The organism is Reyranella sp. (genome assembly GCF_004297405.1).
Classification (GTDB): domain Bacteria; phylum Pseudomonadota; class Alphaproteobacteria; order Reyranellales; family Reyranellaceae; genus Reyranella.
Map to the genome: position 1 here is coordinate 622,125 of NZ_SCVC01000006.1, position 23,648 is coordinate 645,772.

Annotated in this window: 22 protein-coding genes and 1 pseudogene; 5 read left to right on the top strand and 18 right to left on the bottom strand. The window is 64.4% G+C overall.

Translation table 11 applies throughout. From position 1 onward, the window contains the following. Positions 1 to 34: 34 nt before the first annotated feature. The 7 genes from EPO50_RS05315 to EPO50_RS05345 are packed head-to-tail and all read right to left on the bottom strand — an operon-like array spanning position 35 to position 6,545. Positions 35 to 442, bottom strand: a complete 408-nt coding sequence (locus tag EPO50_RS05315; protein ID WP_296341706.1) for an iron-sulfur cluster assembly scaffold protein — start codon at positions 440 to 442, stop codon at positions 35 to 37. After that, on the bottom strand, positions 439 to 1,659 hold the full coding sequence (locus EPO50_RS05320) for a SufS family cysteine desulfurase (protein ID WP_296341708.1): 1,221 nt from the start codon (positions 1,657 to 1,659) through the stop codon (positions 439 to 441). Before EPO50_RS05320 ends, EPO50_RS05315 begins: the two co-directional genes overlap by 4 nt. Then, the gene (locus tag EPO50_RS05325) at positions 1,656 to 3,308 is read right to left on the bottom strand and encodes a molybdopterin-binding/glycosyltransferase family 2 protein (RefSeq protein WP_296341710.1); all 1,653 of its coding nucleotides are present in this window, start codon (positions 3,306 to 3,308) and stop codon (positions 1,656 to 1,658) included. Before EPO50_RS05325 ends, EPO50_RS05320 begins: the two co-directional genes overlap by 4 nt. After that, the gene (locus tag EPO50_RS05330) at positions 3,305 to 4,033 is read right to left on the bottom strand and encodes an XdhC family protein (RefSeq protein WP_296341712.1); all 729 of its coding nucleotides are present in this window, start codon (positions 4,031 to 4,033) and stop codon (positions 3,305 to 3,307) included. Before EPO50_RS05330 ends, EPO50_RS05325 begins: the two co-directional genes overlap by 4 nt. 3 nt (positions 4,034 to 4,036) lie before the next feature. Beyond that, positions 4,037 to 4,357 (bottom strand): XdhC family protein, encoded by a 321-nt coding sequence (locus tag EPO50_RS05335; RefSeq protein WP_296341715.1) that lies wholly within the window; start codon positions 4,355 to 4,357, stop codon positions 4,037 to 4,039. Positions 4,358 to 4,360: 3 nt separating this feature from the next. Beyond that, the gene (locus EPO50_RS05340) at positions 4,361 to 5,611 is read right to left on the bottom strand and encodes a VWA domain-containing protein (RefSeq protein WP_296341716.1); all 1,251 of its coding nucleotides are present in this window, start codon (positions 5,609 to 5,611) and stop codon (positions 4,361 to 4,363) included. A 10-nt stretch (positions 5,612 to 5,621) separates the two neighbouring features. Beyond that, the gene (locus EPO50_RS05345) at positions 5,622 to 6,545 is read right to left on the bottom strand and encodes a MoxR family ATPase (RefSeq protein WP_296341718.1); all 924 of its coding nucleotides are present in this window, start codon (positions 6,543 to 6,545) and stop codon (positions 5,622 to 5,624) included. Between the two features lie 107 nt (positions 6,546 to 6,652). Between EPO50_RS05345 and EPO50_RS05350 the strand changes: the two genes are divergently transcribed. Continuing rightward, a complete protein-coding gene (locus EPO50_RS05350) occupies positions 6,653 to 7,396 on the top strand; it encodes an SDR family NAD(P)-dependent oxidoreductase (RefSeq protein WP_296341719.1) in 744 nt (247 codons plus the stop codon). After that, positions 7,396 to 8,805: an amidase gene (locus EPO50_RS05355; protein ID WP_296341721.1), complete on the top strand. Its 1,410-nt coding sequence runs from the start codon at positions 7,396 to 7,398 to the stop codon at positions 8,803 to 8,805. The genes EPO50_RS05350 and EPO50_RS05355 overlap by 1 nt, the downstream gene beginning before the upstream one ends. 18 nt (positions 8,806 to 8,823) lie before the next feature. Here EPO50_RS05355 and EPO50_RS05360 read toward each other — a convergent pair whose 3' ends face one another. The 7 genes and pseudogenes from EPO50_RS05360 to EPO50_RS05390 all read right to left on the bottom strand — a co-directional run bounded on the left by EPO50_RS05360 (position 8,824) and on the right by EPO50_RS05390 (position 14,878). Next, entirely contained in the window at positions 8,824 to 9,783 is a 960-nt protein-coding gene (locus EPO50_RS05360) for a tripartite tricarboxylate transporter substrate binding protein (protein ID WP_296341723.1), read from the bottom strand. An 8-nt stretch (positions 9,784 to 9,791) separates the two neighbouring features. After that, positions 9,792 to 10,865: a TauD/TfdA family dioxygenase gene (locus tag EPO50_RS05365; RefSeq protein ID WP_296341725.1), complete on the bottom strand. Its 1,074-nt coding sequence runs from the start codon at positions 10,863 to 10,865 to the stop codon at positions 9,792 to 9,794. A gap of 156 nt (positions 10,866 to 11,021) precedes the next feature. Beyond that, positions 11,022 to 11,944, bottom strand: a pseudogene (gene prpB / locus EPO50_RS05370) (methylisocitrate lyase). A 30-nt stretch (positions 11,945 to 11,974) separates the two neighbouring features. Continuing rightward, the gene (locus EPO50_RS05375) at positions 11,975 to 12,865 is read right to left on the bottom strand and encodes a DMT family transporter (protein WP_296341727.1); all 891 of its coding nucleotides are present in this window, start codon (positions 12,863 to 12,865) and stop codon (positions 11,975 to 11,977) included. Positions 12,866 to 12,873: 8 nt separating this feature from the next. Beyond that, a complete protein-coding gene (locus EPO50_RS05380; RefSeq protein ID WP_296341729.1) occupies positions 12,874 to 13,824 on the bottom strand; it encodes a hypothetical protein in 951 nt (316 codons plus the stop codon). Then, positions 13,821 to 14,495, bottom strand: coding sequence for a DUF1007 family protein (locus EPO50_RS05385; RefSeq protein ID WP_296341731.1), 675 nt, complete (start codon positions 14,493 to 14,495; stop codon positions 13,821 to 13,823). The genes EPO50_RS05380 and EPO50_RS05385 overlap by 4 nt, the downstream gene beginning before the upstream one ends. After that, positions 14,492 to 14,878, bottom strand: coding sequence for an acyl-CoA thioesterase (locus EPO50_RS05390; RefSeq protein WP_296341732.1), 387 nt, complete (start codon positions 14,876 to 14,878; stop codon positions 14,492 to 14,494). The genes EPO50_RS05385 and EPO50_RS05390 overlap by 4 nt, the downstream gene beginning before the upstream one ends. Positions 14,879 to 14,985: 107 nt before the next feature. Here EPO50_RS05390 and parE point away from each other — a divergent pair, with 107 nt between their 5' ends. The 3 genes from parE (at position 14,986) to EPO50_RS05405 (ending at position 18,750) form a co-directional block, all read left to right on the top strand. Continuing rightward, positions 14,986 to 17,004 carry a DNA topoisomerase IV subunit B gene (gene parE / locus EPO50_RS05395; protein ID WP_296341734.1) on the top strand — a complete coding sequence of 673 codons (2,019 nt, stop codon included), beginning with the start codon at positions 14,986 to 14,988 and terminating at the stop codon, positions 17,002 to 17,004. A gap of 81 nt (positions 17,005 to 17,085) precedes the next feature. After that, positions 17,086 to 17,649 carry a hypothetical protein gene (locus EPO50_RS05400; protein WP_296341736.1) on the top strand — a complete coding sequence of 188 codons (564 nt, stop codon included), beginning with the start codon at positions 17,086 to 17,088 and terminating at the stop codon, positions 17,647 to 17,649. 54 nt (positions 17,650 to 17,703) lie between these two features. Next, positions 17,704 to 18,750 carry a quinone-dependent dihydroorotate dehydrogenase gene (locus EPO50_RS05405; RefSeq protein ID WP_296341738.1) on the top strand — a complete coding sequence of 349 codons (1,047 nt, stop codon included), beginning with the start codon at positions 17,704 to 17,706 and terminating at the stop codon, positions 18,748 to 18,750. Here the strand turns inward: EPO50_RS05405 and EPO50_RS05410 are convergent. The 4 genes from EPO50_RS05410 to EPO50_RS05425 form a co-directional block, all read right to left on the bottom strand. Next, a complete protein-coding gene (locus EPO50_RS05410) occupies positions 18,742 to 19,932 on the bottom strand; it encodes an aromatic ring-hydroxylating dioxygenase subunit alpha (protein WP_296341739.1) in 1,191 nt (396 codons plus the stop codon). The genes EPO50_RS05405 and EPO50_RS05410 overlap by 9 nt on opposite strands. Positions 19,933 to 19,945: 13 nt before the next feature. Beyond that, entirely contained in the window at positions 19,946 to 20,932 is a 987-nt protein-coding gene (locus EPO50_RS05415) for a tripartite tricarboxylate transporter substrate binding protein (protein WP_296341741.1), read from the bottom strand. 10 nt (positions 20,933 to 20,942) lie between these two features. After that, positions 20,943 to 22,694, bottom strand: a complete 1,752-nt coding sequence (gene ilvD, locus EPO50_RS05420) for a dihydroxy-acid dehydratase (RefSeq protein ID WP_296341742.1) — start codon at positions 22,692 to 22,694, stop codon at positions 20,943 to 20,945. Positions 22,695 to 22,761: 67 nt separating this feature from the next. Then, on the bottom strand, positions 22,762 to 23,640 hold the full coding sequence (locus tag EPO50_RS05425; RefSeq protein WP_296341744.1) for a serine protease: 879 nt from the start codon (positions 23,638 to 23,640) through the stop codon (positions 22,762 to 22,764). Positions 23,641 to 23,648: the final 8 nt, after the last annotated feature.

Genomic DNA, 23,648 nt, shown 5'->3' on the forward strand with positions numbered 1-23,648 from the left:
ACTGTGACACAACCGCGGCAACCGCGCGACGAAACTACGAGAGCGCGTCCTTCAGGGCTTCGAAGGGAAGCAACACGCATTCCTGTCGCGACTTGTGTGCTGCGACCGGCGCGAAGGCCGTGAACGGTTCGCGCGGGTCTCCGGCCTCGCGACCTATTGCGCGCTCGGCATCATGCCGGATGTCGGAGATACCTGCCGCATCGCGGCCGACCGCCACCGCCGACAGTGCAGCGGCCGAGGCCTGGCACAGGAGACAGCCGCGCACCTGATGCGCGATCTCGGTGATACGTCCCTGCCCGTCCAGCTTGATGTCCATCGTAACGCGATCGCCGCACAATGGATTGTCGCGCCGGGCCGACCTGGTCGGCGCATCGAGCTTGCCGGCACCGGTCTTGGCCTTGGCGAGCGCGACAATGCGGTCCTGATAGAGCTGGTCGTTCATCTCAAGGTACGAGCGGCATGCGCCACGCCGGCCAGCAGCGCGTCGATGTCGGTGTTGTCGTTATAGGGTGCCATCGAAACGCGCGTCGTACCGTCGAGATCGAAGCGGTCCATCAAGGGTTGAGCACAGTGGTGACCGGCACGGACCGCAACGCCGAAGGAGTCGAGGGTCTGGGCGACGTCATGCGGATGCACACCGTCCAGGGTGAACGACACGACCGGATAACGGTTCTGCAGGCTTGCCGGGCCGAACAGCCTGGTGCCATCGACCTTCTGCAGCCCGTCCATCAGCCGCTGCACCAAGCCCATCTCGTGATCGTGCGCCGCTGTCCAGTCTAGTGCTTGCATCCAGGTACAGGCGGCGCCGAGGCCTATCGCGGGACCGATCGCCGGCGTGCCGGCCTCGAAGCGGCGCGGCGATGGTGCCCATGTCGTCTCGGCGAAGGTCACTCGTCCGATCATCGAACCACCGCCCATGAACGGCGGCATCGCGTCGAGCAGCTCAGGCTTGCCCCACAGCACGCCGATGCCGTTCGGCCCGTAGGCCTTGTGGCCCGCGAAGGCATAGAAATCGATGCCAAGCGACGGCAGGTCGAGCGGTCCGTGCGGCGCACGTTGTGCGCCATCGAGCATCACCTTGGCGCCGACGGCCTTTGCCGCCGTGACAACAGTGCGGATATCGAGCAGCGCACCGGTCACATTCGAGACGTGGGCTAGCGAAACCAGCTTGGTCTTCGATGTCAGCAGGCGTGGCAATTCGTTGAGATCGATGCGGCCATCTTCCGTCACCGGGATCATGTCGATCTCGATGCCCGAACGGGCGCGCAGGAGCTGCCAGGGCACGATATTGGAATGATGCTCCAGCTCGGAGAGCAGAATGCGATCCCCGGGCTTCAGCAGAGAGCCGTAGGAATAGGCCACCAGATTGATCGCCGCCGTGCAGCCACCGGTGAAGATCACTTCCAGCGGCTGAACACCAAGGAACTTCGCCACCTCGGCGCGTGCGTTCTCGTAGGCCTCGGTCGCCCGTTCGGCGAGGCGATGCACACCACGCAGCACATTGGCACGGCTGGTCGTTTCGTAGTGCCGCACCGCGTCGATCACAGCCAGCGGCGTCTGCGCCGAGGCACCATTGTCGAGATAGTGAACCGGCCGGCCGTCGATGATCTCGGAGAGAATAGGAAACTGCCGGCGAACAGCGGCGACATCGAAACTCATGCCGTACTCCGTTCCCGCCAGGCTGCCAGCGCTTCCGGCGTGTCGATGTCGGTGATGGCGGCCTCGCCCGTCATCTCGACCTCACAGACCAGATCGGCGTGCTCGCCGATCAGATGCTTGGCGCCGCTGTCACCTGAGAGCTTGGTCATCTCCGGGAAGAAGCGGCGTGCCCACAGGACGGGATTGCCGCGTTTGCCGCCGACAGTCGGCACGCAGATCGCGCGGCCCTCGACCGGACTGAAAGCGGCAGTCAATCGGTCGAGCAACGGCGCACCGACACCCGGCATGTCGCCGAGCTGCACGATGGCCGCGTCGATGTTCGCGCCGAGCGCACCGATCCCGGTTTTCACGGAAGTGCTGAGGCCTTCCGCGAAATCTGGATTGGTGACGAAACGCAGCCGCGATTTCGGCGGCACAGCCTTCTCGATCGCCGGTCGCACCTGGTCTTCCATGTGACCCAGCACGACCACGACCTCGACGGCTTGCGACGCCAGCGCCGCTTTCACCGCATGCACGACCAGAGGCTCGCCCTTGGCGTCGGCCAAGAGCTTGTTGGGTCCACCCATGCGCGTCGAGCGGCCGGCGGCCAGGACGAGTGCGGCGACTCGGGGCGCCTGTTGCGGCCCCTCACCTTCGGCATCGCTGTCGTCGCGCGGCTGCGGACGGCTCGGGATTTCGGCCAGCAGGCCGCCCGATCCCATGCGCACGATCTCGGCACGCCCGACCGGCAGCCGCGCGGCGAGACGCTCTAGCACCATGTCGAAGCCGTTATACTTGGGCGACTTCGCACAGCCCGGCAGGCCCAGCACCGGCTTGCCGTCGAATTCACCCGTCAGCAGCAGGTTGCCCGGATCGACCGGCATGCCGAAGTGAATGACCTTCCCACCCGCGACTTCGATGCCTGACGGCACGACATCGTGACGGTCGACGATCGCCGATGCGCCGGCAATCAGGAACAGGTCGCATCCTTCGGCCTTCAGTTCGGCCAAGGCGCCGGCGATCTCCTTCGCGTCGTGCGCGACTCGGCGCTCGCCGTTCAGGGTGCTACCGAGCGATGTCAGGCGCTTGGTGGTCGTGACGACCGCCTTGTCCAAAACCTTGTCACGCGTGCCCGGCAGTCTCGTCTGAACCAGACCGGCGCGCATCGACTGGAACGGCGCCACCGAAACCAAAGGTCGATTGGCCGACTTGGCAACACCGATGGCACGGGCAACGGCGGTGCGCGGCGCGGCATAAGGAATGATCTTGACGGTTGCCACCATCTGGCGCGGCTCGACCCTGGCGAACGGCGGCAGGGTCGCCACCGTCACCGATTCATCGAGTTCGTTCAGCTCGTCGATGCGCTCACGATCGACGACGGCGAGCCCGGCTTCGCGAGCGAAATGATTGCAGCGGCCGGTAAAGGGCGCCGTGACCTCTATGCCCCCGCCCGCCAGAACCTTGGCGACGTTGGCTGCCGCTTCGTCTTCGTGAATATCCTCTTCGTCGAGCTTGGCCGCGACGACTGTCGCGACGCCAACCGCCTTCAGCTTGGCGATATCGTCGGCCGAGAGCACACGGCCCTTGGAGAAGTTCACGCCGTTCGCACGCCAGCTATGCGCCAGGATGGCGCCCGTCGCCTCGTCGATGGGGGTTTCGCCGAATCTCACGCTGCGGCGACCTTCGGCGCGGACAAGGCTTCGAGGCGGCGTGCACGTACTTCGATGATCTGGCCCAGGATGGAGATGGCGATCTCGGCCGGCGACTTGGCGCCGATGTTGAGTCCGACCGGACCGTGGACGCGCGCGAACTGTTCCTCGGTGATCCCCGCTTCGGCCAACCGCTCCTTGCGCTTGGCGTGGGTCTTCCGGCTGCCGAGTGCGCCGATATAGAAGACCTCCGACTTCAGCGCGTATTCGAGCGCCGGATCGTCAAGCTTGGGATCGTGCGTCAGAGTGACGACGGCCGTCGATCGGTCGAGGCCCATCTTTTCGAAGGCCTCGTCGGCCCATTCCTGCATCACCTTTACGCCAGGGAAGCGGCTGTCGGTCGCGAAGGCGCGGCGTGGATCGACGACGGTGACATCGAAGTCGAGCAGCGACGCCATGGGCGCCAGCGACTGCGCAATGTGGACGGCGCCGACAATGATCAATCGCGGCGGCGGCACGTAGACGTTCAGGAAAATACGCTGGCCGCCGACATCGACGGTTTCACTGCGACCGATCTCGAGTGCGCGCCGCGCCGCCGACAGCAACGTCTCGTCACTCGCCTGCGCGCCCAGTGCCTTGTCCGGATAGATCAAGGTTTCGGCGGCATCGCTGAGCCGTGTGGCCAGCGCCAGGGCGTGCCGTTTGTTGCGCGCTTCCTGGAGCGCGGCCAGGGTCTCGGCCTTCATGGTTCAGTTCACCTTCTCGACGAAGACCTGCACCTTACCGCCGCACGCCAGCCCGACATCCCAGGCCTGTTCGTCGGAAACGCCGAAATCCAGCAGCCGTGGCTTGCCGTCGGCGATGGCCGCCAACGCTTCCTTTACGACGGCGCCTTCGATGCAGCCTCCCGAGACGGAGCCCACCATCGCGCCCGTGTCGTCGACGCCGAGCTGGCTGCCGACCGGTCGAGGCGAAGAGCCCCAGGTGGTGATCACAGTGGCGATGGCGACACCCTTGCCGCCTGCTTTCCACTTGCCGACCTGATCCAGGACATCGAGTGCGTCGCTCATGATCTACTCCTTGCGAAGTTCGGTCTGCCATCCCGCGAGACGTCTGTCGGCCCCGGTGACCTGCTTACCCAGAGCGGCAATCAACCCCGCCAGGCTTTCCAGATTGTGCACCGGACGGAACTCGTCGACATGCGGCAACATGGCCTTGTTGCCTTGAGATTTGGGCTCGTAGGCGCCGTATCGCAAGAGCGGGTTGAGCCAGATCAGACGTGAGCAGGATTTATGAAGACGTTCCATTTCCTCACCTAAACCTGCGGCACCTTCGCGATCCAGCCCATCGGTGATCAGCAGGACCACGGCGCCCTGCCCTAGGACGCGGCGCGACCATTTGTTGTTGAACTCATGCAAGGCCAGACCGATGCGGGTACCGCCCGACCAGTCCTCTACCTGCGCCGATGCCTTCTGCAAGGCGATGTCGACATCGCGATTGCGCAGCGCACGCGTCACGTTCGAGAGCCGCGTACCGAAGGTGAAGCAATAGACACGGTCGCGGTCGTTGGTGATGGCGTGCATGAAATGCAGGAACATGCGCGTGTAGCGGGCCATCGACCCTGAGATGTCGCACAGAATGACCAGCGGTGGCGGGCGGCGGCGCGGTTCGCGCTTACGGAGTTCGGTCAGCCCCTCCGGCCGCAGTGCGCGCCGCAGCGAGGCCCGGAAATCGACCCGCGGCCCGCGTCGGGCCGGCTGATAGCGCCGGGTCTTGCGCTCCGGAACCGGCAGACGCATCCGCGCGACGGCGCGCAAGGCCTCGTCGATCTCGGCCTGCGACATCTGCTCGAAGTCGCGATGCTGCAGCACTTCGCGGTCCGAGACCGTGAAGGTCGCCTCGACTTCGACTTCCGGCGGTTCGTCCGCCTGCTCCGGCGCCTCACCCTTGCCGGCCTGCAACGCGTCCTGCAGACGTCGGCTGAGCTGCTTACGCTGATCCTGCTCGGCCGGCACACCGACCTGTGGCAGGAGCATCTCCATCATCTTTTCGAGGAGACGCGGATTGCGCCAGTAGACATGGAACGCCTGGTCGAAGATTTCGCGCTGGTCGCGGCGGTTCACGAAAACCGAATGGAGCGTCCAGTAGAAATCGTCGCGCTTTTGCAGGCCCGCCGCTTCCACCGCCTCGATGGCGCGCAGTATCTGTCCCGGCCCGACCCGCAGCCCGGCCGTGCGCAAGGTCCGCGCGAAGTGAACGATATTGGTGGCGAGCTTGCCGCCGCGCGGTTGCGGCGACGCCATCGGTTCGGGCAGCGCGTCCATCGCGCGGCACTCAGCCCAGTGGCTGAGCGGCGATGTCCGACTTCACCTGGCGCAGGATTTCGGCCGCTTCCGAGCCCTGCAGGCGCTGGATGTCGTCCTGGTATTTCAGCAGTACGCCCAGTGTGTCGTTGATCGTCTTGGGATCGAGATCGAGGGCGTTCAGCTCCGACAGCGCCGTGGCCCAGTCGATCGATTCGGCAACACCCGGCGCCTTGAACAGGTCGAGCTTGCGCAACTCCTGGACGAAGCCCACGACCTGGCGCGACAGCCGCTCCGAGCTGCCCGGCGCCTTGACCTGTAAAATCTCGAGCTCACGCTTGAGATCGGGATAGTCGACCCAGTGATAGAAGCAGCGGCGCTTCAGCGCGTCGTGGATTTCGCGCGTCCGATTCGACGTGATGATCACGATCGGTGTCTCCGCCGCCTTCACCGTGCCGAGTTCGGGAATGGTTACCTGGAAGTCAGACAGGACTTCGAGCAGGTACGCCTCGAACGGCTCGTCGGTGCGGTCGAGTTCGTCGATCAGCAGGATCGGTGCGCCTTCGGCATGTGGCTGCAGCGCCTCAAGGAGCGGACGGCGGATCAGAAATTTCTCGTTGAAGATGTCGGCGGCAATCTCGCCGCGGTCATGAACGCCCTGCGCCTCCGCCAGGCGAATCTCGATCATCTGCCGCGCATAGTTCCACTCGTACACGGCCGAGGCCACGTCGAGGCCTTCATAGCACTGTAGTCGGATCAGCGGCCGGTTCAGCGTCTTGGCGAGGACCTTGGCAATCTCCGTCTTGCCGACGCCCGCCTCACCTTCGCAGAACAGCGGTCGGCCGAGCTTGAGCGCGAGATAGAGGACAGTGGCGAGGCTGCGATCGGCGATGTAGTCGCCGCCTTTCAGAAGCTCGACGGTGGCGTCAATCGACGCCGGAATGGGCGAAGGCATGAAACTCCTGAAAACTCGGAGGGATGCTGAAGCGTCAGTGTAGCGGATGGAGCGGTGCCCCGATATGGTAGGAATAGCAAGATAATTCAAGCATTTGGAGGAAGCGCATGGGGCCTGAGTTATTCAAGGGACGCACTGCGATCGTCACCGGCGGTGCGCGGGGAATCGGGCTGGCTTGCGCTGCGAAAATTGCTGCCGGTGGCGGCCGGGTGGCGCTGTGGGATCGCGACCTCGAACGCGCCAAGCAATCGGTTGCTGCGCTCAAGGGAGCGATTGCCGTCTCGGTCGACGTCACCAGCGAGGAGTCGATCGCCAAAGCGCTCGCCGCCACCGAGAAGGACCTTGCCGCCCCCGACATTCTGGTCGCCAGCGCCGGCATCACCGGGCCCAACACGACGGTCGTGAACTATCCTGTCGACGCCTGGAGACAGGTGATCGACATCAACCTCACCGGCGTCTTCCTCTGCAATCGTGCCGTCGCAAGCGGCATGTCCAAGCGTGGCTGGGGTCGCATCGTCAACATCGCCTCGGTCGCCGGCAAGGAAGGCAACCCGAACGCCTCCGCCTACTCCGCGTCCAAGGCCGGCGTCATTGGCCTCACCAAGTCTCTTGGCAAGGAGCTTGCGACGACGGGCGTGCTGGTGAACTGCGTGGCGCCGGCGGTCGTGAAGACGGAGTTGTTCAGCCAGATGACCGAGCAGCATATCCAGTACATGCTTTCCAAGATTCCTATGAACCGCTTCGGCGAAGTCGAGGAAGTGGCCGAGATGGTGGCCTGGCTCGCGTCCCCGCTCTGCACCTTTGCGACGGGTTCGACCTTCGATCTCTCCGGCGGTCGGGCGACTTACTAATGAGCAACCTTCACGACCTCACCCTCACCGAGCTCTCCGCGGGCCTCGCGGCGAAGCGCTTCTCCTCCCGCGAGATCGTCGACGCGCTTCTCGCTCGCATTGCCAAGGCCAATGGCAAGCTGCATGCCTTCACAGAAATCTACGCCAAAGAAGCCTGCGCTCTGGCCGATGCCGCCGATACGGCGCGGACATCCGGCTTTCCACTTGGCCCGCTGCACGGACTGCCGATTGCCTACAAGGATCTCTGCGATATCGCCGGGCGCGTCGGTACCGGCGGTTCCAAGATGTTCGAGGACCGCATCGCCAATATGACCTCCAACACCGTCGAGCGATTGACGGCCGCCGGCATGGTGCCGCTCGGCAAGCTGCACATGGTCGAGTTCGCCTTCGGCGGTTGGGGTACCAATCCGCTGATGGGCGCGCCGTGGAACCCGTGGGACCTTGGAACCCATCGCGTGCCCGGCGGTTCATCGAGTGGCACTGGCGTCGCGGTCGCCGCTCGTCTGACGCCGGCCGGTATCGGTAGCGACACGGGCGGCTCGGTGCGCATTCCTTCTGCCTTCAACGGTCTCGTAGGCCTCAAGGTCACTTTCGGTCGTATCGGCCTCTCGGGCACGATGCTGCTAAGCTGGTCATTCGACTCGATCGGCCCGATGGCCCGCTCGGTCGAGGATTGCGCGCTGATGCTGAACGCCCTTGCCGCGCCTGATCCACGCGACCCGACGACCCTTGGTCAGCCGCTCGAAGATTTCACCGAAGCGGTACGGCCCGGCTCGATCGAAGGCATGCGCATCGCCATGCCCGACACCAAGCAGTTGCCGAATTTCATGCATGTCGATGTGGCCAAGGCCTGGCAGGCCGCTGCCCGCACCTTCGAGAGCCTTGGCGCTACAGTCGAGGCCGTGCGTCTGCCCGACTGGTTTTTCGACCTGTCGCGGCCCGCCGGCACGCTGATCGCCTCGGAGGCCTACTCCCTGCATCGCGACTATATCGAGGACATGTCGAAGGCAATCGGCCCCGGCGTGCGGGCGCGGGCACAGGCAGCCAAAACCCTGTCGCCCGGCGCCTATGCCGAGGAGCTGCGCGCCCTGGAGGGCCGCCGCCGTGCTTTCGGCGAATGGTTCGCCCCGCACGATGCGATCCTGCTGCCGACGATGGCGATCCCGGCAATTCCGCTCTCGGAGGTCGACGAGACATCGCCAATCCCAGGCTTCCTGACCCGGCCCGCCAACTATCTCGGCCTGTGCAGCCTCGCCATGCCGTCGGGGCTTTCCGGCGGCCTGCCGGTTGGTATCCAGATCGTCGGCAAGCCATTCGCAGAACGTGACGTGCTGCGCCTGGGTAAAGCCTTCCAGGACGCGACGGACTTCCACCGCCGCGCGCCTGACCTGTCCGCTCTGGGGCTCTAGCCGCCAGAGCCCGGACGTCTATTGCCCCTTGCTCACCTCGGCCACGATCCGCTCCCAGCGTTGCCGGTCGCGCACGAGAAACGCCTCGAAGTCGCGCGTATCGAGGAAAGCAGTCTCCCCGCCAGCCTTAAGCGCGATAGCCTGTGCCTTCGGATCGGCTGTCGCTACCCGGGCAGCCTCCGCGACAGCTTGAACGATGGCAGGTGGCGTGCCGGCTGGGGCGTGCAGCCCGTACCAGCTCTCCGCGATCACGTCAGGATAGCCCGCTTCGCCTGTCGTCTGGACATCGGGAAGAAGCTGCGAGCGCTGCTCGCTGGCAACGGCCAGCGCCTTCAACTTTCCGCTTTCCAGCATACCCAGCACCGCGGCTAATGGCGCGACACCCATGGCAAGCGTGCCATTGCCAAGATCCACCAGGAGCGGCGGTGTGCCACGATAGGGAATCTCGGTGAACTGCAGGCCGGTACGAACTCGCAACATCCGATGCGCCATCGACTGAGGCGATCCCGTGCCGCCGGGAGCGATAGCCAGCCCCGGCTGAGCACGGGCCGCGGTGACGAAGTCGCCGAGATTCTTCCAGGGCGACGTGCCATTCGCCATGAAAAGATTGTAGGTGCGAGTTAGGCCTGCAACCGGCGTGAACTCCGACGGCTTCCAGGCCAGCCCCGTCTCGATGAGCGGGTTGACCGTGAGGTACGTCGCGCTGGCCAGGAGCGTGTAGCCGTCTGGCTTCGCAGTGCCGACAATTGCCGTGCCGATGTTGGCGTTCGCGCCTGCGCGATTGTCGATTATCACCGGCTGCCCGAGCCGCTCGCTCATTATCGGCGCCAGCACACGCATCATGACGTCGACGCCACCGCCGGCCGGATAGGGCACGACGATGCGGATCGGCTGCTCGGGCCATTTGGCAAGAGCCGGATTTCCAAGAGCGGCAAGCGCGACGCACAGGGTCGCGAGAAGAAGAGAAGGAAGCCTCATTGCGTCCTTCAGCAGGGCTCGAGTGGAGCGGAGAGCGGTACGCCCGGTACTTCGATTCCGCCCGGACGGCCGCTGCGCGTCGCGCCGCGCACGTTGCTCGTGAAGCTGTCAGGCAGAGCCGGTCCATCCTCGCAGGCGAGCCACAGCCGCAACAGGTGACGCCGCCTCTCGGGCTCCGGCCAGTCCACGTAGGAGGTTCGCGAATGCAGAATCCAATGGTTGCATAGCATCTGGATGTCGCCGGGACGGAACTCCATCGAGAGATGGATCGTCGGGTCGTTGGTCAGGCCGTCGAAGAAGTCGAGCGCCTCCTCCTGGAGCGGAGTCAGTCGCGGCACTTCCGGCATGAGCTGTGCCTTGCGAATGGAGCTGCGCACATAGCGGGTGACCATGTGACCGTCGCAGGCCGAGAAGACCGGAACGCCGTAGTACGGCTTCAAGCCGCTGCCGATCTCGCCCCAGCGCGTGTAGTAGACGGGATCGAGGAGTGCCTGCGCGAGATCGGGGCGCCGGCGAAGCATCTCATTCCACACTGTCGTCGAACTCGCGATGCTCGACAGGCCTCCGGACTGCGGCGTCTGCAGGCAGAGCAATCCCACCAGGTCCGAAGAATCCGTGTGAAAGTTCAGCCTGGCACTGGTCTGGTAGCCGCGCACCTCGGGATCGGCATAGTCCAGACCGAGATTGGCAACGTGGCCCAGAACATGGCCCTTGCCGTTCTGCGAGACCGCTTCGCCGAGATACAGCCCGATCCCCCAGAAGGCGGCGGCGCTTTCCCAGGGCGAGTATTCGGCCACCGGCAGGCCGCGCAGCAGAAAGAACCCCCGCCCGTCGAGAGTTTCGCGGCGCAGGCGGGCGAGCCGGCCTGCCAACCCGATGAGCGGAAACTGTTCTCGGCCCAGCTCCTGCAACGGCAGCCCGCTCTTGCGCGCCACGTCGAGTGCCGCCCGCAGCTCCTGACGGTCGGAGTCGGTCAGCTCATGGCGCCAGTCAGTAAGCTTCGCCTGCTCCGGACCGTACCAAGCCTGCGGCGTGTGAATCTCCGAAACGGCATCCTGCACAACGGCAGCAGTCTGGGGCATTTCAGTCTCCATCCCTTGCTTGCTGAATTCTTCTTTATCCAGCCAAGGCTGCCATGGCTGACCACGACAGCTAATGGGCTGCAACTTCATCGGAACAGCAATGAGATGTAGAAGTCCGTATTACGGACCTTTCTTGTTCTCCCAGCGATACGCTGTCTAATCTCGCTGTGGCATGCCTTGCGGCACGACCGTCTTCACGATCGAGGCATCCAGTGCCTCGTACTCGTGGTAGCCGATCGTGTCGTAAAGCTCCTGGCGGGTCTGCATCTGGTCCACGACCTTCTGCGTGCCACCATCCTTCTGGAGTGCAGCGAACACCCGCTCCTGAGCCTTGTTGGCGGCCCGCAACGCCGAGACCGGCCAGATCACCATGCGATATCCCATCGCCTCGAACTCACTCGCCGTAAAGAACGGCGTGCGCCCGAACTCGGTCATGTTGGCCAGGAGCTTCACGCCGGGCATGGCCTTGGCGAAGGCGCGGAACATGTCGGCGTTGGTCAACGCCTCGGGAAAGATCGCATCGGCACCGGCCTGCAGGTAGAGCCGCGCCCGGGCCACCGCGCCGTCGATCCCTTCGCTGGCCGCTGCATCGGTGCGGGCAATGACCACCAGGTTGCGTCGCGCCTTGGCGGCGGCTGCGATCTTGGCAGCCATGTCATGCGCGTCCGCCAGCTTCTTGTTGTTCAGGTGGCCACATTTCTTGGGAAGAATCTGATCCTCGATATGGACGGCGCCCGCCCCCGCCTCCTCGAAAGACCGCACCATGTGCATGACGTTAGCGCTTCGCCATAGCCGGTATCGCCATCGACCAGCACAGGCAGGCCCGAGGCACGCGCGACCTGACGGATGAAAAAGCAGACTTCGTCGATCGTGATCACGCCGAGATCGGGCAAGCCCATCGACGACGACATGGCGGCACCGGAGAGGTAGAGCGCCTCGAAGCCGGCCCGTGCCGCCTGGAGGGCCGCGATGCCGTTGTGCGTGCCGGGCATGCGCAGGATCTGCGGTCGGTCCAGGAGTGCGCGGAAACGGACGCCGGCAGGCTCGCTCGGAAGATCGGCGGCGACGAGATACGGCATGTCTCCTCCTCGGGTGTTTTTCAGGATTGTTCAGGACCTCTGAGGCCTGCGACTTTGCCAGCCGACCATAAGGCCCGCCCCGATGATCACAGCCGTTCCCAGCCAGGTGTAGAAATCGGGAACTTCGGAAAACATGAGGTAGCCGACGATCACCGAGCCGATCATCTGTGTGTAGTTGAACGGCGCCACGAAATTCGCCGAAGCGTAGGTCATGGCCTTGGCCACGCAGTAGTGCCCCAGCGCGCCGAAGACGCCTAGCGAGCAGAGCAGCGCCCAATCATTCCACGACAGCGGCATCTTCCAGACGAAGGGCAGCCAGATCGACATGATGATGGCGCCCAGCAGCACGCTGTAGAAGATCGACGTCGCAGGATGGTCGGTGCCGGCCAGTCGCCGGATGAGGATCTGGTAGACCGCATAGCAAATGGCGCTGCACAGCAGCAGCAACGAGGCCCATTGAAAGACGGCACTTCCTGGCCGGATGACGATCAGCACGCCGCTGAACCCCACGATGACGGCAGCCAGTCGGAACAGCGTGATCCGCTCGCCCAGCATTGGCCAGGCCAGCAGGACCACGGCCAGTGGCGCCACGAAGGTGACGGAGATCGCCTCGGCAACCGGAATCGACTTCACCGCCGAGAAGAAGAACAGGGTCGAGAGCAGCATCATGATCGAGCTCACAAACTGTGTGCCGATCCGCCGTGTGCGCAACAGTCCTAGCCCCATACGCGGCATGAAGACCGCCGCGACGAGCACGAGATGCGAGACGATGCGGAACCAGACGATCTGCTGCGGCTCGTAGGTGGCGGCGAGCAGCTTCACCAGCCCGTTCATGATCGGAAACAGGGCGCAGGCGGTGCACATGAAGAGCACGCCGAGTAGCGGCCGCGACGATCGGCTGGGCGCCCCGCTGGTGGCCACCTTGGGCCTCAGCGCAGGAAGCGTTCGAGAGAACCCAGAAGCAACGTGCCCGCCGTCGCGATCACGATCAGGGAAGCCGCAATCGCCGTGAAGCGGCCGATTTCCTGGGAACGGCCGTCGGCGATGATCAGCCGATGCGCGACCATCGACGCCATACCGATGCCGGCCAGGGTGATGGCCATGCCGAGCGCGATGGCAATCACGCCGACCACGCCGGCCCAAATCACGTCGAGGGCGATCGACAGCAGGATCACCACCAGCGCACCGGCGCAGGGCGCGATGCCCGCCGCCGTCAGCAGCAGCCAGCCGGCAATTGTTCGCTGCGGCGCTTCGTGACCATGATTATGGTGGTGGTCGTGGCCGCCGTGATCGTGATGATGGTGATGTCCATGATCATGGCCGTGCCCGTGATCATGCCCATGGTCGTGATCTCCATGTGCGTGTTCATGCAGCCGGCCGGTGATGCCGGCCCATAGACGCCAGATGCCGATCAGCAGGATCAGCACATAAGACACGGTCTCGACGTTGCGCACTTCCCGCAGGGCACTGAGAAGTCCGACGGTCGAGGAGAGCTTGAGCGCGCCGGCCAGGAGCAATGCCGCCAGCGTATGCGTGAAGGCAATCCAGGCGCCGGCAAAAATGCCCTCGATCCAGGCACGCGGCTTGCTGCTGTCCAGGAAGTAGGCCACCACGACGGCCTTGCCATGGCCCGGTCCCAGCGTGTGCACCACGCCGTAGCCGAAGCAGACCGTCACCAGGGTCCAAAGGGCGAAGGAGCTGCTACCCGACTTGATGTCGCGCAACGAGCCAGAGAGCACCTGCTGGATGCGACGCTGATACTCCGCCGAATAACGCGCCAGGTCCGCGACACTGTCGCTGAACACCAGGGCGCCGATCAGGGCGGCGAGCAACAGCAGGCCGACCCAGAGGAACGGCGAGCGCAAAGCGGCGGTCTTCATGGGAGCTGGCATGTCACGAGATCGGCAAACACGGGATAGCCTCTTATGAACTCGGCCTTGTAGGTCGGGTGCTTGGCCAGCATGCAGCCGGCCGGGATCGAAGCCTTGTCGACCTCGATGCGGATAAAGTCATCGGGATCGAAGGTCGCAATCGACACGGTCTTGCTGGGCTCGGGCAAAGCAAACCGCATGACGTAGACGAGATTACGTGCCCCCTGCTTGCGTGGCGGCTCGGGCTTGTTGGCCTGTTTGTTGGGCGGCATCGCCATGCCGGCATTGTCCCCTGCCGAGCGGTCCCAATCCGGCAAGGTGAAGCTCGCCGGATCGTCCACGCGGGCTGAGAATTGCGACACCTTGGACGGACGGAAATCCTTGCCGCCGGTACTGACCCAGCTCATGAACCCGACCTTCTTCAGTTCCGGCATCATGTCGTCCGACAGGAGCTTGATCTCGCGGGCGGAGAACTTGCCATCCTTGTCCTCGTCGATCAGCGGGATTTCGACCTCGCTCGAGAAGGGATCGAACCGCCATTCGATCTCGACGTGCGTATACTTGCCGTCCTTGGCGACCACGCGCACGAGCTGCTGCACCCAGAGGTGTGGATGCGCCATCGCGGCAGCCGGCAGCAGCACGGCAACAAGCGGAAGGATCAGGGCGAGCAGCCGCCTCACGCCGTCACGTCCTGCGGCACCGGGCGTGGCTTGCCGTCGTTGTCGATCGCCACGAACACGAAGGTGCCGTGGGTGACGCGCAGGTCGGTTTCGTCGTGGCGGCGATGCACGACCGTTTCCAGTGTGATGGTGATCGAGGTCCGGCCGACCTTCACGACATCCCCATAGATCGACACCATATCTCCCACTTTGATGGGCTGGACGAAGGTCATGGCGGTGATCGCCACCGTCGCCACCCTGCCCTTGGCCCTGCGAGCTGCCAGCGCGCCGCCTGCAATATCCATCTGCGACAGCACCCAGCCGCCGAAAATATCGCCATTCCCGTTCATATCGGCGGGCTGTGGCACGGTCCTTACAATCGGATCGCGGCGACTTTCGGACATCAAATCCCCACCGGATATGGTTGATTTCAGGTGATTTTGCTACCATACCCATGCGCTACCGGCCATCAAGCGATCCCCTCGCGCGGCCGCGAAACAAAGAAGCAGGCATGGCAAAGAACGGCGATCTGTTCGATCGGTCGGGGGGCGGCAAGCGTGCCGCCGCGGCCAAGGACAATTCCTACACCGCCCGCGATATCGAGGTGCTGGAGGGGCTCGAACCTGTCCGCAAGCGCCCCGGCATGTATATCGGCGGCACCGATGAACGGGCCATGCACCACCTCGTCGCGGAGGTGCTCGACAACTCGATGGACGAAGCTGTCGCGGGCCATGCCGACACGATCTGGCTGGAGGTCCTTGCCGGCAACCGCATCCTGGTTCGCGACAATGGCCGCGGCATTCCGACCGACCCGCACCCGAAGTTCAAGAACAAGTCGGCGCTCGAGGTGATCCTCACCACGCTGCACTCCGGCGGCAAGTTCAACAACAAGGTCTATGCCACCTCGGGCGGTCTGCATGGCGTCGGCGTCTCGGTCGTCAACGCGCTGTCCGACGAGCTGATCGTCGAGGTCGCACGCGACCGGCAGGCGTGGGTGCAGACTTTCTCGCGCGGTCTGCCGACGACCAAGCTCAAGTCGGCGGGCCCCGCCCCCAACCGGCGCGGCACGACGGTCACCTTCCATCCCGATCCCGAGATCTTCGGCAAGCAAGCGTTCGTGCCGGAGCGGCTCTACCGCATGGTGCGCTCCAAGGCGTACCTGTTCCGTGGGGTCGAGATCCGCTGGAAATGCGACAAGTCCCTGCTGCCCAAGAGCGGCGAGATTCCCGAGGAAGAAACCTTCCACTTTCCCGGTGGCCTTAAAGACTATGTGACCTCCGAGATTGGCGCGCGCGCTACCGTGGTGCCGCAGCCCTTCGCTGGCGAAGCCAAGAGCGAGAACAACGGCACGGCTGGCGGCAAGGTCGAATGGGCCGTGTGGTGGCCGAGCGACGAAGAAGGCTTCGTCCGCTCCTACTGCAACACGGTGCCGACGGCCGAAGGCGGCACGCATGAATCGGGCTTCCGCAGCGCCCTGGTGCGTGGCCTCAAGCGTTACGCAGAGTTGACCGGCAATCGCAAGGGCTCTGTCATCACGGCCGACGACGTGCTGGATGGTGCCGCCGGTCTGGTTTCGGTGTTCATCGAGCAGCCGCAGTTCCAGGGCCAGACCAAGGAAAAGCTGGTCAGCGTCGAAGCGACCAAGCTGGTCGAGACCATCGTCGGCGACAATTTCGAGCATTGGCTGACCGGCGACAAGGAAGCCGGCAACGTCCTGCTCGAGCATGTGGTCGCCAAGGCCGAGGAGCGGCTGCGTCGCAAGCAGGATCGCGAACAGCAGCGCAAGACCGCGACGCGCAAGCTCCGGCTTCCCGGCAAGCTCGCGGACTGCAGCAGCTCGGCCTCGGTCGGCACCGAAATTTTCCTGGTCGAAGGCGATTCGGCCGGCGGTTCGGCCAAGGCCGCGCGCAACCGCGAGACTCAGGCGATCCTGCCGCTGCGCGGCAAGATCCTGAACGTGGCCAGCGCCAGCGCCGACAAGCTGCGCGAGAACCAGGAAGTGCAGGATTTGATCCAGGCGCTGGGCTGTGGCACCGGCGCCCACTACAACGACGACCGCCTGCGCTACGAGCGGGTCATCATCATGACCGACGCCGACGTCGACGGCGCGCACATCGCCTCGCTGCTGATGACGTTCTTCTATCGCGAGATGCCGAAGCTGATCGAGAACGGCCATCTCTTCCTGGCGCAACCTCCGCTCTTCCGCATCAGCAAGGGCGGCAAGACCGAGTATGCCCAGGACGACACGCAGAAGGACGAGCTGGTCCGCACGCAGTTCGGCGGCAAGGCCGACATCACGCGCTTCAAGGGTCTAGGCGAGATGCAGTCGGTCCACCTGCGCGAGACGACCATGGACCCGACCAAGCGCGTTCTCCTGAAGGTGGACGTGCCGACAGCCGCCAGCTCCGACGATCGCCGCGAGGAGATGCGCACACGCACCCTGGTCGAAGATCTGATGGGCCGGAAGCCCGAGAAGCGCTACGCCTTCATCCAGGAAAACGCCAAGTTTGCCAGAGACTTGGACGTCTGACCTCTGCGCGCAATAATGTGACTGAGCAGGATCGCGCGGCGGGCGTAGTATCTGCCAACGTTGTGCGTCAAGGAGACCGTCATGCGCCTTAGGAAGAAGATCGCTGCCGCCTTGCTCGCGATCGCGGCCATCCCGGGTGCGGTCTACGCCGCGGCGATCAACGACACCTGGTACGCGGTGCAGTACGATTACAGCGAGTTCTTCGCCGCGACCGATCACAAGAACTTCCAGGTCATCCTGGCTGGCGACCTGTTTCCCGGCGTCGACCCGACAACAGTTGCGCGAGATCTTTTGCCTGTGATGCAGGCCGCAAAGCCGAGGCCTGCCCTCACCTTCACTTACGACAAGCCGCCAGAGCCGCCCCGGCCCGATTACAGGCTTTATCTGGTCGCGAACCCGGCGAACGATCTCGGCGGCGACAGCATTTGTCGAGGCACGACCCGCTTCAAGCCGGCTCAGACGGGCATCTTTAGTGTCTTTGCCGTCTACTGCCGCAATGACATGACCATGTCCCAAGCGTCCGTCCGGACACCCGCGACCGGCCCGACAGATCCTCGGATTGCCGAGGCGTTTCGCGAGCTGTTCATGGTCGTGTTCTCTGACTCTCCGGCACTCAGGCCGTATGGTGGGACGGACCGACGCTAGGCGAGCCGCGCTCTTTCAAGCGCTCCACAGGACATCTCTGCTACCCAGACGGAAATGGCCGTCTGGTACTCCCTGATCGATCTCGTCCTTTCGCGCATCGACGCGGAAGCCGCACATGGGCTCGCCTTGCGGGCACTGAAGAGCGGGCTGACACCCGGCGATAGCCGCGACGATCCACCGTCGCTCAGCGTCAGCGTCTGGGGCCGCCACCTGCCGAACCCGATCGGTCTCGCCGCCGGCTTCGACAAGAACGCCGAAGTCGCCGATGCGATGCTGAACCTGGGCTTCGGCCTGGTCGAGATCGGAAGCGTGACACCGCGGCCGCAGGCGGGAAATCCGCGGCCCCGCCTCTTCCGGCTGGCCGAGGATCGTGGCGTGATCAATCGTATGGGATTTCCCGGCCAAGGGCTCGACGCCGCGCGGTCGCGGCTAGCCACCCGTCCACGCCGTGGCTTTGTCGGGGTCAATGTCGGGGCCAATAAGGACAGCACCGACCGCGCCGCCGACTATGTCACCGGCTGCGTAGCGCTGGCCCCCTATGCCGACTATCTCGTGTGCAACGTCTCCTCGCCCAACACGCCGGGGCTGCGTAACTTGCAGGGCCGCACCGAGCTGGCCGGACTCCTGAAGCGCGTCCAGGACGCGATCGCGGCCAAGCCGGTGCCGCTCGTGGTCAAGATCGCGCCCGATGCTACCGATGACGATCTCGACGATATCGTCGCGGTTTGCCGCGAACTTCGTCTCGACGGCATGATCGTCGGCAACACGACTCTGTCACGCCCGGCTTTCCTGCAGTCGCCTCGGCGCGACGAGACGGGTGGTCTCTCCGGCGCCCCTCTCACGGCCTTGTCGACCGAAGTCCTGCGCAAGACGGCGCGGCGAGTCGAGAAGCAGTTTCCCCTGATTGGCTGCGGCGGTGTCGGCTCGGGCGCCGACGCCTACGCGAAGATCCGTGCCGGTGCGACCCTGGTGCAGCTCTACTCGGCTATGGTCTTCGAAGGACCACCGATCATCCGACGCATCAAGGACGAGCTTGCTGCCCTTTTGGCGCGCGATGGCTTCTCATCCGTCGATGCTGCCATAGGCGCCGATCTACGCTGACGCCTCATCGAGATACTGGCCTGCATCGAACCTGACATAGGCCTCGGCCTCGTCGAAGGTGACGCCCAGTGGATCGCCGCCGCTCGCCACGATGTCGATCTGCTTCTGCAGCAAGATGCGCAGCATCGAGACGCCCTGGTCGGACGACATCAGATGTTCCTCGGAATGAAAAGTGATAGGCCCCTGCCCGACCTGGGCTTCGACATCGCCGGGAAACTTCTGGTGCTCGGCGGCCGTCAGCTCGGCCCAAGCCTTGCCGTTATAGCGTGACTTGAACTTGGCGAGTTCGCCCTTCTCGCGCACTCGGCCAGCCACATAGATGCGGTAGTGCGTATCGTCGATCGGCAGGGTCCAGCCGATCGACTCGACCATGCCGTATTGCGCCACTCTCGGGTTCGGCACCACGCGCAAGGTCGGCACGACTGCCTCTGTGACTCGGCGAAAGCGCTTGCCGTCCGGCCCTGGCCGGATCGAGGTCGATTTAACACCCTGGCCGCCATACTCGAACTTCACCTTGGGGAATGCCGCCATCTGCTCCACGAACTGCGGGCCGCTGAAGGTCCCATGCAGGATTGGCACATGGTAGGGATCGACGACGTTCTCGAAATGCTGCAACCAATTGCACGGAGCGATCACGATGCCGCCGCTGCCGATGCTCGAATCGTCGGCTTCGACGAACTCACCCGGCTCCATGACTTCGAGGCATTCGTAGCGCGGCAGTACCGGCTTCCTTTCCGGCGGTCCGAGATAGGCGAAGACCAGACCGTAGCGTTCCTCCACCGGATACCAGGGTTGCCGTACCCGCTGGCACTGCGGGCCGGTCGGATTAGGCTCGCATGGCATTTCGAGGCAATGGCCTTCGACGTCGAACAGCCAACCATGGTAGCAGCAGCGGATGCCGCGCTCCTCCACTTTGCCGTAATAGAGCGTCGTGCCGCGATGGCAACAGCGCGGATAGACCAACCCGGCGCGACCTTGCCCATCGCGGAAGAGGATCAGTTCCTCGCCCAGGATCTTTACGGGCCGTGGCGTATCGACCGCATCGCTGCTCAAGCCCACTGGATGCCAGTAGCGCCGCAGCAATTCGCCCATCGGCGTACCGCGGCCGACTTCGGTGAGCCTAGCATTGTGGCTCGGCGACTTCAGCGTGTAGGCGGAGCGGATGTCGGCGGTCGTACTCATGCGGCTTCCTCTCCTATTCGACCTTGGCGCCGGACTGCTGGATCAGCTCCGCCCAGATCGGCGTCTCGCGCTTCAGCACCGCAGTGAGTTCGGCTGGTGTCGATCCGATGGGCGTCTGCCCCTGCTCGATCATCTTCTGGGCGACAGCAGGTTCGTCGATCACGGCTTTAATCGCCTGCTGCATCCGGTCGACGATATCGATGGGGGTGCCGGCCGGTGCGTAAGCCGCGACGAACAGGCTGAGATCGAAACCCGCGACGAGCTGTTCGGCGAAGGTGCTGACTTCAGGAACCGACGCCGAGCGCTTGGCGCCGGCGACCGCGAGCGGTTTCACGCGGCCCGCCGCTATCTGTGGCTTGGCGCTGGTCGGGCTCGCCCAGGTGATATCGAGGCCACCGTTGGCCACGTCCTGGAGCGCTGGGACATCGCCACGATACGGAACGTGGCTATAGGCGCCGCCCAAAGCACGCTCGAACATCAGGCCATAGAGATGCCCGCTCGACCCGATGCCCCAGCTTCCGTAGGTCGCCGGTCGGCCGAGCGCCTTCACCCAGGCGCCCATGCTGCGCAGATCGTCGAACGGTGCATCGGCCTTCACCAGGACAAGGATAGTGCCGAGCGACACCAGCGATACCGGCACCAGATCCTTGGCCGGATCGAACGGCAGCCTGGCGTAGAGCGACGGATTGTTGGTGTGTGTGGAGTTGGTCGTGATCAGGAAGGTGTAGCCATCGGGCGCGGCCTTCGCGACGATCTCCGAACCGACGATGGTGTTGGCGCCGGGCTTCGGGTCGACCAGCACCTGCTGCCCGAGCTTCGCGGAGAGTCCGTCGGCGATGACCCGGACCAGCGCATCGATGGCGCCACCGGGATTGAACGGAACGACGATCCGGATGGGCTTGGTGGGCCAGGTCGGTTGCGCCCGGCCCGGTGTTCCCAGGAAGGGAGCGGAAAGCGCCGCTCCGACGATGGCTCGCCGACCGACTGCTTTCCGCTGCATCCTCGCCTCCCTAGATGTCGACGAAGGTGTGGCTTTCCTTCTTCGCGCCCGGATGGGTCACAGCACCGTCGACCGCCGGGCCGACGAGCTGTGCGTACTTCCAGAGCGCGCCCGCCGTGTAGCCATTCTTTTTGGGCTTCCACGTCTTGGCGCGTTTCTTCAGTTCCTTCTCCGAGAGATCGACCGAAAGCCTGCCCTTCACGGCATCGATGGTGATCATATCGCCGTTCTTGAGCAAGCCGATCGGGCCACCGATCTGAGCCTCGGGGCCGACATGGCCGACGCAGAAGCCGCGCGTGGCGCCGGAGAAGCGCCCGTCGGTGATCAGGGCAACCTTCTCGCCGGCACCGAGTCCGTAGAGCGCAGCCGTCGTCGACAGCATTTCGCGCATGCCCGGGCCACCTTTGGGGCCTTCGTAGCGGATGACGATCACGTCGCCTTCCTTGAACTTGCCCTTCACGACGGCGTTGAAGGCTGCCTCTTCGCTGTCGAAACAACGCGCCGGACCGGTGAAGACCAGACGCTGCATGCCGGCAACCTTCACGATCGCACCGTCGGGCGCTAGGTTGCCCTTGAGACCGACGACACCGCCGGTCGGCGTGATGCAATCCTTCACGCGATAGACGACGTCCTGGTTCTCCGGGAACTTGATGCCCTTATGGTTCTCGGCCAGCGTCTTGCCGGTCGCCGTTAGCGTATCGCCGTGCAACAGGCCGGCATCGAGCAGCTCCTTGATGACGACCGGGATACCGCCGATCCCATAGAGATCGAAGGCGACGTACTTTCCGCCAGGCTTCAGGTCGGCGATGTACGGCGTCTTCTTGAAGATGCGCGCAACGTCGTGCAGGTCGAACTTGATGCCACATTCATGCGCCATCGCCGGCAGATGCAGGCCGGCATTCGTCGAGCCACCAGTCGCGGCGACGACGACCGCGGCGTTTTCGAAGGCTTCCCGGCTGCAGATGTCGCGTGGACGGATGCCGAGACGAAGCAGATTCATCGCCGCCTCACCCGAAGCTTCGGCGTACTGATCGCGCGTCTCGTAGGGCGCCGGCGCGCCGGCCGAGCCCGGCAGCGCAAGGCCGATCGCTTCGGAAACGCAGGCCATGGTGTTGGCGGTGAACTGGCCGCCGCACGAGCCGGCCGATGGACAGGCGGCGCACTCCAACTCGTGCAGGTCGGCATCGGAGAACTTACCGGCCGCATGCATGCCGACGCCTTCGAACACATCGACGACCGTAACGTCCTTGCCGCGGAACTTACCCGGCAGGATCGAGCCGCCATACATGAACACCGACGGCACGTTGAGTCGCAGCATGGCCATCATCATTCCGGGCAGCGACTTGTCGCAACCCGCCAGCGTCACCATCGCGTCGTAGCAATGGCCACGCATGGTGAGTTCGACGGAGTCGGCGATCAGGTCTCGGCTGGCCAGCGAAGACTTCATGCCTTGGTGGCCCATGGCGATGCCGTCGGTCACGGTAATGGTGGTGAACTCGCGAGGCGTTCCACCGCCACGATCCACGCCGATCTTCACGGCCTGGGCTTGGCGGTTCAGGGCAATGTTGCAAGGCGCCGCCTCGTTCCAGCAGGTCGCGACGCCGACGATCGGCTGGGCGATCTGCTTCTCGGTAAGGCCCATGGCATAGAGGTACGACCGGTGCGGCGCCCGCTCGGGGCCGACCGTCGTGTGCCGGCTCGGCATCTTCGCCTTGTCGAGGGTGGGGTTCGGATGGAGCCTGGGTTGCTTCTTCTTGGCCATTTTACCTTGTCTCCGCCTGATCTTTGAACGGGCGGGACTTTAGCGACGACGGCGGCCAATGCCTAGCTCAGCTCCGCGGCCGTGTCTTGCCCTTGAGTGAGCAGAACACCAGCGCCACCGCCCCTGACTCACGGACCTGAGCCCCATGCTGGGCATAGTCTCTGGAGGTGATGGTCGTCCCACCGGCCGTGACGTAGGGGACTTGGGTCGGCAGGAGTTCCTTCGCCCTTTGGGTCGGGGTCGTCGTCACGCGGCCGGCACGCTCCGAGTGCAAGACGGTGATGCCCTGGACCGCGCCAGTACGATCGACCTGAGGACCACCCGAGATGCCCCCCAGCGATCCCGTCGAAGACGGGGACCGAGCTTGCTCGGCCCAGACCCAGCCACGCACGATCGGTGTACCGGGACGACCCGGCCGGATGCGCGCCATACCGACGAAGCGAGTGTAGAGCGACGACGGGATGCCCTGAGGGAAGCCATAGTGGAAGCCGTCCTGATCCATCACCGGCAGACGGTCGGTCAGATCGATCCGCGAGGCACCATCAGGCAGCGGTGACACGATCATGGCCACGTCCGCCGCGTCGTGCATCTTAACGCTCTGAACCTCCTGCCATTTACCCTGCACTCGGATGTAGGAGCGGTTGCAAGTCTCGACGACATGACGGGCCGTTACCCAGGTCCGCGGTGCGACCTGGAAGGCGGTGCCGATCGAGTCGCCCTGTACTGCCGACTCGCGAACACTAATATCGAAAATGGGTTGCTCCGGCGTCCGCCCGGCCGGTGGTGTTGCCGGTGTCGGGTTCGACCAGGCCGGCGGTTGCGCTGGAGACGGCGGCAACGGTCGCCGCGGACCGTCGAGGTCCTCGACCTCCGCGACCTTCGCAATCGTATAGAGCGCGGCAACGATTGCGATCCAGAGCAGCAGCCGCTTTAGCGTATCGTTCATCGCGTCTG